Below are 14600 nucleotides of genomic sequence, written 5' to 3'. Positions count from 1 at the left end.
ATAAGCGAGCAAAAGCTAAGTTGCAGGAAATATTCGTTAGTCAGCAGCTTGTTGGCGGTTTTGTTTACGCATCTTAAGCATTTTTTGTTGCACATTTAAGCTGGCTTTTACTAATTGTTCGACGTCAGCATCTAATACTTGGCTAAATTCAAGGCTAATGTTGTAGCTTTCAGTATTAGCTGCTTCGTTATCCGTACTAGGGTTTTGAGGATCAATGCTTTGGCATTGAGTCACCTGACATAAACATAAAATCGCCACCAGTTCACTGTTGATATAGATGGAGGTTTTAAAGTAATCACCGACATTTAATGGTGTGTCTGACTTTAAGCTAATTCCGCTGCCACCAAAATGAGAACCATGGAATTGCTCACCAGACTGAACTTCTTTTTCTAACACATGATGTAACACTAAATCGACTTTACGGGATTGGAGCTTTAAAAAGTCCACTACAGCTTTTGCATCGTTATCTAAGCTGCGAAGTTGTAGAAGGCAGCTTGCTTCAAGCTCTTTCACTTCAGAAAGTAGCTTTAAGCCAACTGATTGCATTGAACGCAAGTCTTCTTCGGTTGGGATCCCTTTCGATTCAGGCCAAGTTTCAAGGTAGACATTAAATTGATGAGGCACAGTAAAATATGCATTGGATTCAGTGAACAAGGTTTGCCTCTTTATTTATCAAACTAATACCCCTATTATCATGCTCATCTTTATCATTTAGCAAGTTTTAGCCCGCTTGCTTAATTAAATGGTTGTTTTTTATTCCAATAAACGCCTTTTTAATTCAAATTACGTCTGGGATGCATTTTTCTTTATGAATTTTAGGTTTTCATTATTTATTGGTTACCGCTATTGGCGCACAAGAAAAGCCAATGCTTTTGCATCTTTCATTACGCTATTTGCCGTTTCAGGAATTTTTTTAGGTGTGGCTGCGCTGATTATTGTCAGCTCAGTTATGAATGGCCTAGAAGGACAGCTTAAAGAGCGGATCCTTGGTGCTGTCCCGCAACTAACCTTAGTTAATGAGGCTGGTTTCAGTGACTGGCAGCAACAAACTCAATCATTAACTGCCCAATCACAAATTCATGGACTTGCGCCTACAGTCACCACGCAAGCTATGGTGCAATCCAGTCAAAACATTAGCGCTGTGCAAGTGTATGGCGTATTTCCTGAGTTTGAACAAAACCTATCAGCGATTATTGCCAATACCTATTCTAGCGCGTTCGAGCAGCTCACGCCTGGCAGTTATAACATTGTATTAGGCAGCGAACTCGCCCGTAAATTATCGATTAATATCGGTGATAAAGTCAGGTTGCTCAGTGGCGATGGTGTGGTGTATTCACCGCTTGGGCCTGTACCCAGTCAGCGTAAGTTTACTGTGGCGGGTGTGTTTGAAATGGGCTCGCAAGTCGACTCGGCATTAGCTTACATTCACTATAAAGATGCAAGACGTTTAATGCGCTTAAAGCCAAGTGAAATCAACGAGCTTCGCGTGTATTTGGCTGACCCTTTTTCGGCCCCGCAAATGGGCGAAAGCTTAGTTGCTGAATTTAAACAGCAAGACATTACTATCACGACTCGAGATTGGCGTGATGATTTCGGCCATTTATTCGCTGCTGTGAAGATGGAAAAGAACATGATGTCGCTGATGCTCTCACTGATTGTGGCAGTCGCCGCGTTTAATATCGTATCTGCATTAGTGATGATGGTAATAGATAAAACCACGGATGTGGCAGTATTAAAAACTCAAGGTCTGACAACTAAAGCTGTCATGAATATTTTTATTGTTCAAGGATCACTCAATGCTGTCATTGGTCTCGCTCTGGGGACGCTCGCAGGTGTAACTGTTACCCTGAATTTGAACATGATACTGAATGTGCTGGGTATTTCAGTGCTTGGCTCTGGTCAAATGTTACCTGTTGCTATATCAGTTCCCCAAATTGCTATCATCGTTGTAGGCACCTTGGCGATGACGCTTATTGCCACAATTTATCCTGCATTAACCGCTGCTCGAGTTCAGCCTGCAACCGCATTGAGATATGAATAATGAATAATGAACGCCCTGTGATTTTGCAAGTGAGCAACGTTAGTAAACAATTCCATGATGGTGAAAACACCACCAAAGTACTGACGAATGTTGACTTAAACGTATTCAAAGGTGAGCAACTTGCCATCGTCGGTAGCTCGGGATCGGGTAAAAGCACCTTGCTGCATATTATGGGAACACTCGATATTCCAACATCAGGTGAAGTGTTACTCGATGGCGAAAATTTATACCAGCTTAATGCATCTCGTCAGGCTGAAATCCGTAACCAAGATTTAGGCTTTATTTATCAATTTCATCATTTATTACCTGAATTTTCGGCACTTGAAAACGTTGCGATGCCAGCTTTCATACAAGGTCGAGATAAAAAGCAAACTTTAAAAGAAGCGACAGAATTACTTGAACGAGTGGGGCTAGGGCACCGTTTACAACATATTCCAGCACAGCTTTCTGGCGGAGAACGCCAGCGTGTGGCTATTGCTCGAGCACTCATCAATAAACCAAAATTGGTGCTTGCTGATGAACCTACAGGTAACTTAGATGCTAACAGTGGTGACAGTGTTTATTTACTTATTCGTGAACTTGCTCAGCAACTAGGGACTGCGTTTGTGGTGGTCACTCATGACTATAAACTAGCTGCCAAAATGGACAGACAGCTGACAATGAAAGATGGCGTATTGCAAACGTTGCATGACTCACCAATACACGAAGCCAATACCATGGAAAATAACTAATGAAGTCACTATTGCCGCTGACAATAGGTTGGCGTTTTTATCGCGCTAGGCAGTCAAATGGATTTATTGGATTTATTTCATTTGCCTCGACAGCGGGCATTGCGCTTGGTGTTGCAGTACTTATTTTGTTGTTATCCGCCATGAATGGATTTGAGCGTGAATTAGAACAACGCTTATTAGGCGTGGTTTCTCACGGTGAGTTACTTAGTGTCAACGAGCCATTACATGATTGGAAAGGGATTGCTGAAACGGCCAAGCAAATGCCAGAAATTGTGGCGACAGCGCCGTTTATTCGGCTGCAAGGTTTAGTGCAAAAGCCGGGCGGCTTTCAAGGCATACAGCTAACAGGAATAGAGCCTGAATTTGAACAGCATGTGTCTACGCTTGCTGAATTTATGTCAACTGATAGCTGGAATGCATTAGATGAACCCGTTAATAATATTGTCTTAGGCCGCAGTTTATTAGATAAGTTAGGTTTAAGTGTCGGTGATACATTATCTATGTATACCCCAGATATGAGTCAATCGAACAAATTGTCTGCCGCTAAAAGTCACCGATTTATTGTGGCGGGAGTTTATGATTTGGGCGGTGAAATTGAATCGACTCAAGCTTATGTGTCGATGTCGTATCTTGCAAAGGTGTTAAAAATCCCTCAAGGCTCAGCTACAGGGCTTAGGATCACGGTTAATAATGTTTTTAGCGCACCAAGAATAACCCGTGACTTAGGTTATGCTCAAAACCAGTATTTACATCTCAATAATTGGACTCGCTCTCAAGGCCACCTATATCAAGATATTCAATTGGTTAGAATGGTGATGTACCTAGTATTAGCGCTGGTTATTGCAGTGGCGTGCTTTAATATCGTCTCGACATTAGTGATGGCCGTTAGAGATAAAAGCGCCGAAATAGCGATTTTAATGACAATGGGCTTAAAGCGCGGCGCAGTTATGGCGATTTTTATCATGCAAGGTGGCTTAAATGGATTATTAGGCTGTTCCATTGGCGCAATCATCGGGGTCATATTGGCAACTAACTTAAGTACCTTTGCCAGTTTCATAGAACAGACATTTGGCATTCAGCTGTTGGCTTCTGATATCTATTTTATCGACTTTTTACCATCTGAATTACAACAACAAGATGTGATTGTTGTGGTGGGAATGGGAATGGTAATGAGTTTACTAGCAACGATTTACCCTGCATATAAAGCCACTAAAATAGCCCCTGCATCAGCGCTTGCAGGTCGTTAAAGCTTAATCTCTATATAAAATACACATACGATAAATAAAAAAAGTTATCGTATGTGTACGCTAATGAACCCTTACCCTTAAAAACATAGTTATGGTGAATTGCATATTTCATCTCAATAACAGGTAAACCGATCTTTTTTGACACATCTTTCTTAAGTCCCTGTGATTTTTGATGAGATGTGAAATATTTCCAACGCAGGAGCACTCAGCTTTTTACTTTGCTTGTTGCTAATTGAGTTATTGTTTTAAGTCTGATTTTAAAATAGTTCTAGGCCTATTAAAGCTTATAAACTTTAAGTTAAAAACTTAACTATTGGCTTATTTGATAGCTTGAACCTCAAACCTAACACTTTTAAAAAAATCCACCTTTTACACTATCAATATCTGATAAACGATCGAATGGACTTATTGTTCCTTGCTCTATTTTAACCAAGAACATGAGTGTAAATTTCTGTCGTTCGCAGATCTTTATGGCCTTGTTCTTCGCAAGATTTAGTAGACACATACTCATTACTTTGAGGAGGCGTTATGCGTATGATCATGTTTAGCTACTTACTCCTATGGTAAAATTCTCATTTTGAGAGTGGATTACAAGATGAGCGATGAGCATTTTCAAGGTAAATATGAGGTAGAGCTTAAGTACCGCCTTGAGTCAAAGACTAATTTTTTGAATATTTTGAAAAATACACCCCATGAAATAATGCTTGAAGACAATCTAGAATCCGACTGTTATTTTGATACTCCAGATAAATCATTGCACCAGCAGAATAAGAGCGTCTGTATTCGTACTATGAAACCATCAGGTATCAAGCTTTGGATAGTTAAAGGCCCAGAGGTAGACCGATGTGAAGCGACTAATATCACAGATGCAAAAAGTGCTAAAAGTATGCTGGAAACGATGGGTTACGAAATTACATTAAAAGCGACCAAAACTCGAAGTATCTATTTTGTGGGCAAGTTTCATATTACGGTTGACTCTTTAGATGGTATTGGTGACTTTGCTGAGTTCGCCATCATGACAGACGATGAACTAATGTTAACTGCTTATAAGTCGGAACTTGAAACTCTAGCGAGTAAGTTTGGGTTAACAGATTCAGCATTGCAGACTAAATCCTATAAACAGATGTTCGCGGAAAAATACGTATAATAAAGCATTTAAGAGTGATTTGCGACGTTTGCAGTTTTCTTCAAGTATAGGCAAGTGCTGCTTACGCATTAATGCGGCGTTAAGTACCATTTCATTCTCAAGTCATTGAGATAAAATAATCCACTTGAAATAAAAACAATCATCTTAATCAAAGTAACTTTTGAAATTGTCCCAAATACCTAGTGATGTATCAGGAAATAAGTCGATACCCAGTGCTGATTTTAAAAGATAGAGCATCAGTAGTCCAAGTATCATACTCATGACTATAAAACCGCTGACGGTGGCAAACATCATCAACAACGACATGTTCTTTTCTCGCCTTGTGTAAGCGCGTTTATTTTTACCCAGTAAAAATACGTAATAAAAGCGCCATTTAATAAATGGAAACTTAAAGGTGCCACGTTTATCAATAAAATGACCGCCCCATGTGTTGGGGCCCAATGACATTTTTATTGCATTAAGTTGTTCATCAGTAAAACTGGCGGCAATATTTGAGGGTGAGCGTTTAAGCACTTTTTCAATAAGTGGATCTCGTCTTATGGCGTCGTTAGAAGCTTGAGGTTTTTCTGCCATAGATGTCCTAAATTGTGTCTAGATAAAAGTCTATTTTAAATCTAGCATACAATTGTTAAGTTACTGCAATGGATGTAAAAATTGAGGAAGCGCTATGAATGATTTTCAGCAGGTGATTTCATTTTGGTTTGACGAGATAGACCACGCTTTGTGGTTTAAAAAAGATAGTGAGTTTGACAGGATTATTATGTCAAAATTCGCAACTCTGCATGCTCAAGCTATGGCTGGCGAACTCTATGAGTGGCGAGTAAGTCCTCTAGGCAGGCTAGCAGAGATTATTGTGCTCGATCAGTTTTCTCGAAATATGTATCGTGAATCGCCTAAAGCGTTTCTATCTGACCCTCTTGCTTTAGTGTTAGCACAAGAAGCGGTAGCGCAGGGGCAAGATAAGCTGTTAACACAGACCGAGCGTAGCTTTTTATACATGCCTTATATGCATAGTGAGTCAATGATGGTACATCAGCAAGCACTGACACTGTTTAATCAAGCAGGTTTAGAGTCAAATTATGCATTTGAAAAGAAGCATCTCGAGATTATCGAACGCTTCGGTCGTTACCCGCACCGTAACAGTATATTAGGCCGAGAATCGACAGCTGAAGAAATTGCCTTTTTGATGCAACCAGGTTCTTCATTTTAGCCAAGTAATCTGAAAGTAAGATTGGAAGTATGTTCAGCGAACAATTAGGTTTTCGTTGTTAAAACAAAACGCCTATTACAGGAGTAATAGGCGTCATCATGACTTATCTAGAGCAGATTAACCTTTAGAGCTTTATCTGAAAACCAGTTTATGCGTCGAAATTTTGCTGTTCGTAACGCAGTAAAACTAAATCATCGTTACCATTCAAAACGTGTTTAACAAACGGATTATTAAACAAACTTTCACTTTTAGCTGAATGCAGAGTGATAGGGCCGTTTGTTGGTATTTTTTCAAGATAAATATCATTTAATAAGTTACTGTAGTAACTGATAAAACTTGGCAGAATAAGGATGATGTCAGATGACAAGGTGTGAATAAACTTAATAATATTCATTCGAATGTTTTTATCAATTGCAACGATACTGGCTAGTTTGATGAAGCCATTTTGGGCAACACAAAAAGCTAAATGTCCGATGATTGAGTTGTTAAAATAAAAACAAACAACTTTCACACGCTTACACTCAATGTGCTCAAGGGTTTCGTTAAAGTCATAACCGCTTTGCACTTTATGAGCGTGATAGATACCTTCCTTCTCATCTTCAGTCATTTCATCAAACCAAAACTCTTTGATTTGGTTAATGCTGTAGTTGTAGATGTTTGGCATTTGACCATCGTTAATACGATTTTTACGCGCTTTTTTAATCACTTTTAATTCATGCTCGTCATATTGATAACATTGATTAAAGAAATTAGCTAAGCCAACTCTTCTGTTTAAAGAAGGTAGGATGGTACCTTTTTCCCACAGACTAACCATTGATTGGTTAATGTTCTTAAATAGACTGTGATTATTCGCTAAGTCATCAGCTAAAGACTGTTGTGATAAACGATAAGATTTACGGTATTGTCTTAGTACTGTTGCGAAGGTTTCTTTACAAAACTCTGGCTCTGTTACCTGATTTGTCACTATCTTCCCCTAGATACATATGTGAACTTGATGGCTTTTTAACGTAAGCAATGCAAATCCTAGTTAACATATGTGACGAGTGCTACTGATAACAGTTATAAGCTAAGCTAATATAACAGCTGGTTTGAGACTTGGTTATTAAGTATGTATAGAAAGTACCCCGAACAAATTAATTTAAATTATTTAAGAGTTTTCAATGAGTTGTATAGAACTAGAAGTACTACGCTTGCGGCGGCTAAATTAGGGATATCTCAATCCGCAGTTAGCCAAGTATTGTCTAAACTGAGACATGCGACAGGTGATCCTTTATTTATTAAGGGTCAAGGACAGTTAGTACCGACCGTACGAGCAACAGAAATTGGCGAAGGTCTCGCAAATGAATTGATACAATTAGATAAACGGTTTTATCCAGATGACTTTTTAAACCAAGGCGACTTTGATGGCGAGATCAATTTTGCTATTGCAAGCCCGCTTATAGATGTTATCGCTGAAGAATTAATGGCCACTAGCGCTAAAGTCATACCAAAAGGGAAAATTAATTTTAACCATTGGAATGACCATACGCTCGATCAAATTATCAATGGTGATATTCACATTGGCTTAAACCTATTTCCTATTAATGCCCCTAAAGAGATAAGGCAAATACCACTATTAGAGAATGAAGCCGTTTTCATTAGCAAGACGCCGAACAAATGGATTGAAGAAGGGATGGAGCAAAGTGGTTTTGCTGAACATGTTTTTGGTGGAATTATTTTTTCTGGCATCAATCGATTACAGCCAGTATTAGAAAATAACTCTCTTACTGAGGGGTTTAAATTTAAATACCGCAGCGAATCCCATTCGCTGCTGGCGCAGCACTTAATGACAGAAAAGAGTGTGGTGTTAACGGATAAATTTTCTTGTCATTATTATCCCGGTCATTACTGCTATGAAGCACCTGAACGCTTAGCAAACTTACTGCCTTCAAGGTTAAGTTATGCTCTGTATTATTTACAAGCAAATCATCAACATCAAATCTATTCAGATTCAGAGAGAGTGGTAAAAAAATTACTCGAGCAATTTGATTCAAGTGTTCAACTGATCCCCAATCGCAATAAGTTCTAACCACTTGAGAACAGAAATTAAATAAAGCGCCTAAGAATAAGGCGCATTATTATTCGCTGATTTAAACGATGCTAAGTTAAACATAGCACTAGCTCCAATCTTAGCGCTTAACCTGAGATTGAGCGTTAAAGTTTTACCATCAACTTGCCTTTATTTTCACCAGTAAAAAATAGGTTTAATCCCTCAATTGATGACTCCAAACCTTCTAATACATGTGAGCGATGTTTGATTTGACCTTTTAATACATAAGGAGTTAATTTTTCTAATAGACTAGGCACTTCGCCAAAGTGATCTGGCATGGTAAAACCTTGAACAGTAATACGTCTTTTAAGGATATTCATCCAGCTTGGGCCTGGTGCTGGGGTTTGTTTGCTGTAATCGGCAATTAATCCGCAAACCATTACGCGGCCATGGGGATTCATTCTATCGACAATTAAGCTTTGGATAGGGCCTGCGGTATTTTCAAAGAACAAGTCGATGCCTTGAGGGGCTAATTTATCTAACTCAGCTGCTAAATCTGCCGTTTTATAATTTATTGCTGAATCAAAACCAAGTTCATTTACAATCCAATCTGCTTTTTCATCGCTGCCGACAACGCCAATTACGTGTAATCCGTCTGCTTTAGCTAATTGACCCACGATTGAGCCTACAGAGCCAGCTGCACCAGTAACAATAATCGTTTCGCCTGACTTTGGTTTACCGACATTGAATAAGCCTTGTGTGGCTGTTAAGCCCGGTAGGGCGAATATTGATAATATGGCTTCGTCAGGAAGGGGGGCGTCGACTTTATTTATCCCTTTACCATCAGTTAAAAAATACTCCTGCCAACCCATCATACCCATAACCCGATCGCCTGCTTTAAAGTCTGGATGATTGCTTTCGACCACTTCACCTACACCGCTGCTTCGCATGACATCGCCTAAATTAACTGGTGGGATGTAGCTGTCAGTGTCTGGTTGCATCCAACCAAACATGGCTGGATCTAGTGACATATGATTTTGTTTAATCAGTAGCTCTCCAGGTTTAACAACGGGTATAGGCTTTTGGACAACTTCAAAAATATCAGAAGTGATTGGGCCGCCTTGAGGGCGTTTGACAAGATTAATGGCGGTATAAGTGTTCATGAAATTATCCTTAATACTGTTTGTTCTTTAATAATGGAATCTATTATTCCTTTTCTTTTTTATAAGATATAGTGGCTAAAAAGCGATTCTTTATTGCTTTTAAGACAATAATGGTTGGGTTATGGATCAATTAAGAGCGCTGAAATACTTTGTTAAAGTGGTGGAACTGGGCAGTTTTACACAAGCTGCGAAAGCCTTTTCTGTTCCTGCTTCGTCTTTATCGCGGCGGGTTGCTGATTTAGAAAAAAGTCTTGGGGCGACCTTATTAAAACGCTCAACCAGAGCCGTTAATTTAACTGAAATTGGCGCAGATTATTATCAGCAAGTATCACTATTATTAACTCAGCTAGAGCAAAGTAATGAAGCTGTGCGCAGTTACCAAACCGAGCCCATGGGAAAGTTACGGATAAGTGCTATGGTGGGTATTGGACGCGAGGTGTTAATTCCGCTTATGGAAGAGTTTTCCAAGCTGTACCCTAAGGTTATTTTAGATATTGAGCTGAGTGATGAGCTGTCTTCAGTTGGCCGTGATGATGTCGATATAGCCATTAGAGGCGGATATGCCCCCAACGATCGAGTCGTGGCGATTAGATTAATGGATAATCAATTTATTCCAGCAGCGAGTAAGCAATACCTTGAACATATGGGAACCCCAACCCATCCCTGTGAATTATCACAACATAAAGGTTTGTATTATCGCTCCCCTAACGGCAGAGTGCCTTGGTTAAGCCTTATTGAGGGACAATGGCAAGATGTGTCTGCTCCCGCTACTGCCATCAGTAATGTTGGCGAGTGGCTAATTGAAAAAGCGAAAAAAGGTGAGGGGATTGTAATGATGCCAAGGTGGGTTCTATCACCATTTCTGGAAAGAGATGAGTTATTAGAGCTTGATTTTGAACCGCGGTTATCAGCGACACAGAGTGCTGATTTTGGAGTGTATTTGATATATCAAAAACAACGATATCATGTACCTAAAGTTAAAGCCGCTGTGGATTTTTTAGTGGCAAGAATTAAAAGTAATCAATAAATTATTATATAACATACTGTTTAAAATAAATTTGTAGGTTTAAAAGTATATGAAATTTAAGATAATGACTCAACGGACTTGTATTCGAGCTTTTGAGTATGATGATCTAGTTTTATTCACTGAATATAGAGCAGATCCATTTATAGCTAAATATCAAAGTTGGACAGATTACAATTTTGAGCAAGCACAATCTTTGTTTGCTGCGATGGACTATAACGCATTTGGTATGCCAGGTTTATGGTTTCAATTGGCTATCGCTGATAAGCAAACTCAGCTCATTATGGGTGATATAGCGCTGCATTTTATTGATAATGAGCAAATGGAAATAGGATTTACCTTAGCTCAGCAATATCAGCAGCAAGGCATTGCCTTTGAGGCACTATCCGCAGTGATAGACTATTTATTTATTGAACTTAACAAGCATCGAATTATAGCGACGACTGATGCTGAAAATATCCCATCGATGGCATTACTGAACAAGTTAGGTTTTAGAAAAGAAGGTCACTTCTATAAAAATATCTTTTTTAAAGGACAATGGTGCGATGAATGTGTTTTTGCTATGTTAAAGGATGAGTACAGTTCAAATGCGAATAGTTAAGTTGAAGGATAAATGAATGGCATGTAATGATTGCCAAGAGTCTCTATTCAAACAAAAAATAGGCAGGTGTAAATCGTGTATGTTACAACTGAGCTTTCTATCGTTGGTGGGATGGCCGTTATGGTGGTGGCTTTATGCTGATGATATGTCGTCGGTTGAATCGATAGCGATGATGTTTTTCTGTGGTGCTTTTAGTGGCTTATTGTGCGTTCATTTAATGGTGTTGGCTTATCGAAAGGTAAATAATTCAGCCGAATAGACCTGTTTTTAAATCTAAAAAGTCAGCAACACGGCTGACTTTTCTGTTATATATTTTGATTTGTATTGAGTGGAGTTTTTAGTTAAAGATTAGTTTCTGCGATTCCACTTGAATAATACTGAATACTTCCAAAGACTCTTAATCACAAAATAGCTAATTAGAGCAAAAATACAACCTAGCACGACACACCCCAAAAGGAATGGTGGGCCAATGGTGCCAATAGAACTTTCTACCCATTGCCAGCTGGCTTCAAAAGCAAAGTCAGTGGTATCCAAGCCTAAAATTTTAGAGCCCAACAAATATGCTGCATAAAACATAAATGGCATTGTGATTGGATTTGTTAGCCAAACAAGGGCAACTGCGAGTGGAATATTGACGTTAAAAAATATCGCCATGCCAGCAGCTATGACCATTTGGAACGGTACTGGAAGCCAAGCTACAAATAAGCCCACCGCAAATGAGCCAGGAGCAGATTTGCGATTCAAACTCCAAAGGTTGGGTTTATCCAACAAATTTCCGAAAACCCGCAAATATTTGTGATTACGCAAGGTTTCAGGCTTCGGCATAAATTTTTGTAATAATTTTTTTGGCATATACGCGATTACTGTCTTTAATTAATCAATGATAAATCGATTCATTTATGGTTTTTGCGCCAGTATGCTTTTTAGCAATTTATTGCCAAGCTTACTTCCTATATGGATGGCGTCATTCATTCTGATTGTCGTTTTATCCACCTTCATAAAGTGGCCTTTCATCAGCGGGGCACTTTGTGGAGTGATGTTAGTTTCTTTTTGTTTTAATTCATTATTTTCTTCACATGAATCAGAAATCCCTGTTCAAAAACAATTTAAGGCAGAGATAGTATCACTAGTTAGCACAAACAGCGACTGGATAAGTTTCGACATTAGGGTGATTTCTGAGCAATACGAATTTTATCACTCTAACTATAGACTCACATGGCAACAACCGCCTGAAGTAAAAGTGGGTCAGGTTTGGATTTTTACTGCGCGAATGAAGCCAATCACTAGTCCGTTGAATCAAGGTGGGTTTAACCAACAAAAATACTTCTTAAGTCGTCATATCGTTGCTAAAGGCCGAGTCAAACAGGCTGAACTACTCGATTATAATACCCCATTGCGACAGCTTATCATTAATAAAATGGACCCTATATTACAAACACGCTCAAATGGGGCAATATTGAAAGCGCTGCTGTTTGGCGATAAATCTAATCTCACTCCAACTCAATGGCAGCAACTAAGACAAACTGGCACCGGACATTTAGTGGCCATTTCAGGCTTACATTTATCGGTTGTATTTGGTTTGTTCTGGTTTATTTTTCGCAGTGGCTTGCAGATTTTTCCTTCATTTAGTAGACGAAACTTACTCATCGCTATGGTGTTGGCTGCTTTAATGGCGACGGGTTACGGATACTTAGCAGGTTTTGCCATCGCCACTCAGCGAGCGCTGATAATGCTCCTCATCTTAATTGTCTTAACTATGGTGAATCAATATTCATCGCCTTGGCAACGATTAATTTGGGCATTGTTTGCCGTATTAGTTATCGATCCGTTTGCCAGTTTAAGTGCAGGTTTTTGGTTATCTTTCAGTGCGCTTGCCATCATATTATTTACGCTAGAGTATTCAGTTGCTAAAGCAAAGATAAACAGATCTGATAGCGAAAGTACGTTTAATAATTCAAAAAATGAGCTTGAAATTAGTCATAATGAGATTGAGTTTACAGGCACTCAAGTAATTGAACCTAATGTACAAAATCTTCCATTTCTTGAACGCCTCGTAAGCAAGTACCAAGATTATAAAAATAAACTTATTGGCTTCTGGGTTGGGTTTTGGTCGATTCAATGGCGACTGGCTATAGGGCTAGGATTAATGCAAGCCATATTGTTTGGCACTATTTCAATTAACAGCATTTGGGTCAATTTACTTATGGTTCCTTGGTTCAGTATTGTGGTCATTCCGCTAAGTATTATTGCCTTGGTGTTGAATCTCTGTTTAATGTTTATTCCAGTGACAGATGAATTGAGAGTCTTTTTTGGCGAAAAATTGATGAGTTTTGCCGATGTTGCTTTAACGCCGTTTCAGTTACTTATTAGTGGGAGCGATCATTGGCCTATGTCTCTGATACATCTATCAGACAAGTTAGTTATCAGCATAATGCTATTCATATTGGGCATATTTTTAATGATGTGGGCAGTCAATACATTATGGCGACTGGCGGTCGGCGTATTATGCATCCCTTTAATTCTGTATTCATGGGGCGCTTTTTATTCTTCACCTTCGCAACTTGTACCTTCTTGGCAAGTACATGTGCTGGATGTTGGCCAAGGTATGGCTGTACTTGTTCAGCAAGGTAATCGAGGTTTGTTGTATGACACTGGCGCCGCATATGGTGATAACTTCAGTTATGCCGATAGAGTGATAATCCCTGCACTCAATGCGAAGGGGATAAGTAAACTTGATTACATCATAATTAGCCATGATGATAACGATCATGCTGGTGGCCTAGATGCTTTAATGAGGCAATATCCTAATACTCAAATTATTAGCGATTCTGCTGCACACCACTTCAGTTCCCCTTTAGAAGAACGAAGTCAAAACCCTTGTACTAATCGTCAATTTGATTGGCACGGAGTAACGCTGAGATTAGCGATCAACCCTACGGCTAAAAATGACAATAATCGTTCATGTATTGCGTTTATTACTGATGGTCAGCATCAAGTTTTGCTCGCAGGGGATATTGAGAAAAATTCAGAGAGATACTTTACCAATAACAATATGTTATCTAGGTCAGATATATTACTTGCGCCGCATCATGGCAGTCGTACATCTTCCACACTGGCATTTATAGATGCGGTATCACCACAACATGTTATTTTTACTGCAGGGTTTGCCAATCAATATGGATTCCCTAAAAATGATGTTGTCGAGAGGTATAAAATGAAAGGAGTTGAAACACTCGTTAGCGGAAACTCAGGCCAAATTAGTATAGATTTTGAACCATCAACTTATACAATTCGTCAATATCGTTCAGATATTGCGCCATTTTGGTATAACAAGGTGTTTAGATTTGGTGAGAAAGTTAAAGCAGAGTAGAATGTGCCTTTGTTTGCTATTCAAGTGTTAATGTAAT

General features: G+C 39.1%; 15 protein-coding genes. 10 read left to right on the top strand and 5 right to left on the bottom strand.

Features of this window, described 5'->3' with window-relative positions; all coding sequences use genetic code 11:
- Positions 1-36 precede the first annotated feature (36 nt).
- Positions 37-654, bottom strand: coding sequence for a hypothetical protein (locus tag K5Q58_RS14145; RefSeq protein WP_220754569.1), 618 nt, complete (start codon positions 652-654; stop codon positions 37-39).
- A 154-nt stretch (positions 655-808) separates the two neighbouring features.
- Between K5Q58_RS14145 and K5Q58_RS14140 the strand changes: the two genes are divergently transcribed.
- The 4 genes from K5Q58_RS14140 to cyaB all read left to right on the top strand — a co-directional run bounded on the left by K5Q58_RS14140 (position 809) and on the right by cyaB (position 5166).
- On the top strand, positions 809-2041 hold the full coding sequence (locus K5Q58_RS14140) for a lipoprotein-releasing ABC transporter permease subunit (protein ID WP_220754568.1): 1233 nt from the start codon (positions 809-811) through the stop codon (positions 2039-2041).
- Positions 2041-2772, top strand: a complete 732-nt coding sequence (lolD, locus tag K5Q58_RS14135) for a lipoprotein-releasing ABC transporter ATP-binding protein LolD (RefSeq protein WP_220754567.1) — start codon at positions 2041-2043, stop codon at positions 2770-2772. Before K5Q58_RS14140 ends, lolD begins: the two co-directional genes overlap by 1 nt.
- A complete protein-coding gene (gene lolE, locus K5Q58_RS14130) occupies positions 2772-4019 on the top strand; it encodes a lipoprotein-releasing ABC transporter permease subunit LolE (RefSeq protein ID WP_220754566.1) in 1248 nt (415 codons plus the stop codon). Before lolD ends, lolE begins: the two co-directional genes overlap by 1 nt.
- Positions 4020-4614: 595 nt before the next feature.
- Positions 4615-5166, top strand: a complete 552-nt coding sequence (gene cyaB / locus K5Q58_RS14125; protein ID WP_220754565.1) for a class IV adenylate cyclase — start codon at positions 4615-4617, stop codon at positions 5164-5166.
- Between the two features lie 144 nt (positions 5167-5310).
- On the opposite strand, the gene K5Q58_RS14120 is transcribed toward cyaB, so the two are convergent.
- A complete protein-coding gene (locus K5Q58_RS14120; protein WP_220754564.1) occupies positions 5311-5739 on the bottom strand; it encodes a hypothetical protein in 429 nt (142 codons plus the stop codon).
- 94 nt (positions 5740-5833) lie between these two features.
- Here K5Q58_RS14120 and K5Q58_RS14115 point away from each other — a divergent pair, with 94 nt between their 5' ends.
- Positions 5834-6376, top strand: coding sequence for a DUF924 family protein (locus tag K5Q58_RS14115; RefSeq protein WP_220754563.1), 543 nt, complete (start codon positions 5834-5836; stop codon positions 6374-6376).
- A 148-nt stretch (positions 6377-6524) separates the two neighbouring features.
- Here the strand turns inward: K5Q58_RS14115 and K5Q58_RS14110 are convergent, their stop codons facing one another.
- Positions 6525-7340, bottom strand: a complete 816-nt coding sequence (locus K5Q58_RS14110; RefSeq protein ID WP_220754562.1) for a helix-turn-helix domain-containing protein — start codon at positions 7338-7340, stop codon at positions 6525-6527.
- Between the two features lie 144 nt (positions 7341-7484).
- On the opposite strand from K5Q58_RS14110, the gene K5Q58_RS14105 reads away from it, so the two are divergent.
- Entirely contained in the window at positions 7485-8444 is a 960-nt protein-coding gene (locus K5Q58_RS14105) for a LysR family transcriptional regulator (RefSeq protein ID WP_259651345.1), read from the top strand.
- Positions 8445-8569: 125 nt separating this feature from the next.
- On the opposite strand, the gene K5Q58_RS14100 is transcribed toward K5Q58_RS14105, so the two are convergent.
- Positions 8570-9568, bottom strand: coding sequence for an NADP-dependent oxidoreductase (locus K5Q58_RS14100; protein ID WP_220754560.1), 999 nt, complete (start codon positions 9566-9568; stop codon positions 8570-8572).
- A 121-nt stretch (positions 9569-9689) separates the two neighbouring features.
- On the opposite strand from K5Q58_RS14100, the gene K5Q58_RS14095 reads away from it, so the two are divergent.
- Genes K5Q58_RS14095 through K5Q58_RS14085 form a run of 3 tightly spaced genes read left to right on the top strand, consistent with a single transcriptional unit; the run spans position 9690 to position 11452 of the window.
- Complete coding sequence (locus K5Q58_RS14095; RefSeq protein WP_220754559.1) at positions 9690-10595, top strand: LysR family transcriptional regulator; 906 nt, start codon at positions 9690-9692, stop codon at positions 10593-10595.
- A gap of 49 nt (positions 10596-10644) precedes the next feature.
- On the top strand, positions 10645-11193 hold the full coding sequence (locus tag K5Q58_RS14090) for a GNAT family N-acetyltransferase (RefSeq protein WP_220754558.1): 549 nt from the start codon (positions 10645-10647) through the stop codon (positions 11191-11193).
- A 16-nt stretch (positions 11194-11209) separates the two neighbouring features.
- The gene (locus K5Q58_RS14085) at positions 11210-11452 is read left to right on the top strand and encodes a DUF3624 domain-containing protein (protein ID WP_220754557.1); all 243 of its coding nucleotides are present in this window, start codon (positions 11210-11212) and stop codon (positions 11450-11452) included.
- Between the two features lie 89 nt (positions 11453-11541).
- Here K5Q58_RS14085 and K5Q58_RS14080 read toward each other — a convergent pair whose 3' ends face one another.
- A complete protein-coding gene (locus K5Q58_RS14080) occupies positions 11542-12045 on the bottom strand; it encodes a DUF2062 domain-containing protein (RefSeq protein ID WP_220754556.1) in 504 nt (167 codons plus the stop codon).
- 64 nt (positions 12046-12109) lie between these two features.
- On the opposite strand from K5Q58_RS14080, the gene K5Q58_RS14075 reads away from it, so the two are divergent.
- Entirely contained in the window at positions 12110-14563 is a 2454-nt protein-coding gene (locus tag K5Q58_RS14075) for a DNA internalization-related competence protein ComEC/Rec2 (RefSeq protein ID WP_220754555.1), read from the top strand.
- Positions 14564-14600 lie beyond the last annotated feature (37 nt).

The organism is Shewanella sp. KT0246, from assembly GCF_019654955.1.
Taxonomy (GTDB): Bacteria; Pseudomonadota; Gammaproteobacteria; order Enterobacterales; family Shewanellaceae; genus Shewanella; species Shewanella goraebulensis.
The sequence above is the reverse complement of the archived record's forward strand: the minus strand, read 5'-3'. Positions and strand labels throughout refer to the sequence as shown.

What these genes read in the sequence shown, in the direction of transcription:
- K5Q58_RS14085 (WP_220754557.1), top strand. Translation starts at nt 11,210, where the DNA reads ATGGCATGTAATGATTGCCAAGAGTCTCTATTCAAACAAAAAATAGGC.
- K5Q58_RS14120 (WP_220754564.1), bottom strand. Translation starts at nt 5,739, where the DNA reads ATGGCAGAAAAACCTCAAGCTTCTAACGACGCCATAAGACGAGATCCA.
- K5Q58_RS14075 (WP_220754555.1), top strand. Translation starts at nt 12,110, where the DNA reads ATGCTTTTTAGCAATTTATTGCCAAGCTTACTTCCTATATGGATGGCG.
- lolE (WP_220754566.1), top strand. Translation starts at nt 2,772, where the DNA reads ATGAAGTCACTATTGCCGCTGACAATAGGTTGGCGTTTTTATCGCGCT.
- K5Q58_RS14115 (WP_220754563.1), top strand. Translation starts at nt 5,834, where the DNA reads ATGAATGATTTTCAGCAGGTGATTTCATTTTGGTTTGACGAGATAGAC.
- K5Q58_RS14090 (WP_220754558.1), top strand. Translation starts at nt 10,645, where the DNA reads ATGAAATTTAAGATAATGACTCAACGGACTTGTATTCGAGCTTTTGAG.
- K5Q58_RS14095 (WP_220754559.1), top strand. Translation starts at nt 9,690, where the DNA reads ATGGATCAATTAAGAGCGCTGAAATACTTTGTTAAAGTGGTGGAACTG.
- lolD (WP_220754567.1), top strand. Translation starts at nt 2,041, where the DNA reads ATGAATAATGAACGCCCTGTGATTTTGCAAGTGAGCAACGTTAGTAAA.
- K5Q58_RS14100 (WP_220754560.1), bottom strand. Translation starts at nt 9,568, where the DNA reads ATGAACACTTATACCGCCATTAATCTTGTCAAACGCCCTCAAGGCGGC.
- K5Q58_RS14105 (WP_259651345.1), top strand. Translation starts at nt 7,485, where the DNA reads ATGTATAGAAAGTACCCCGAACAAATTAATTTAAATTATTTAAGAGTT.
- cyaB (WP_220754565.1), top strand. Translation starts at nt 4,615, where the DNA reads ATGAGCGATGAGCATTTTCAAGGTAAATATGAGGTAGAGCTTAAGTAC.
- K5Q58_RS14080 (WP_220754556.1), bottom strand. Translation starts at nt 12,045, where the DNA reads ATGCCAAAAAAATTATTACAAAAATTTATGCCGAAGCCTGAAACCTTG.
- K5Q58_RS14140 (WP_220754568.1), top strand. Translation starts at nt 809, where the DNA reads ATGAATTTTAGGTTTTCATTATTTATTGGTTACCGCTATTGGCGCACA.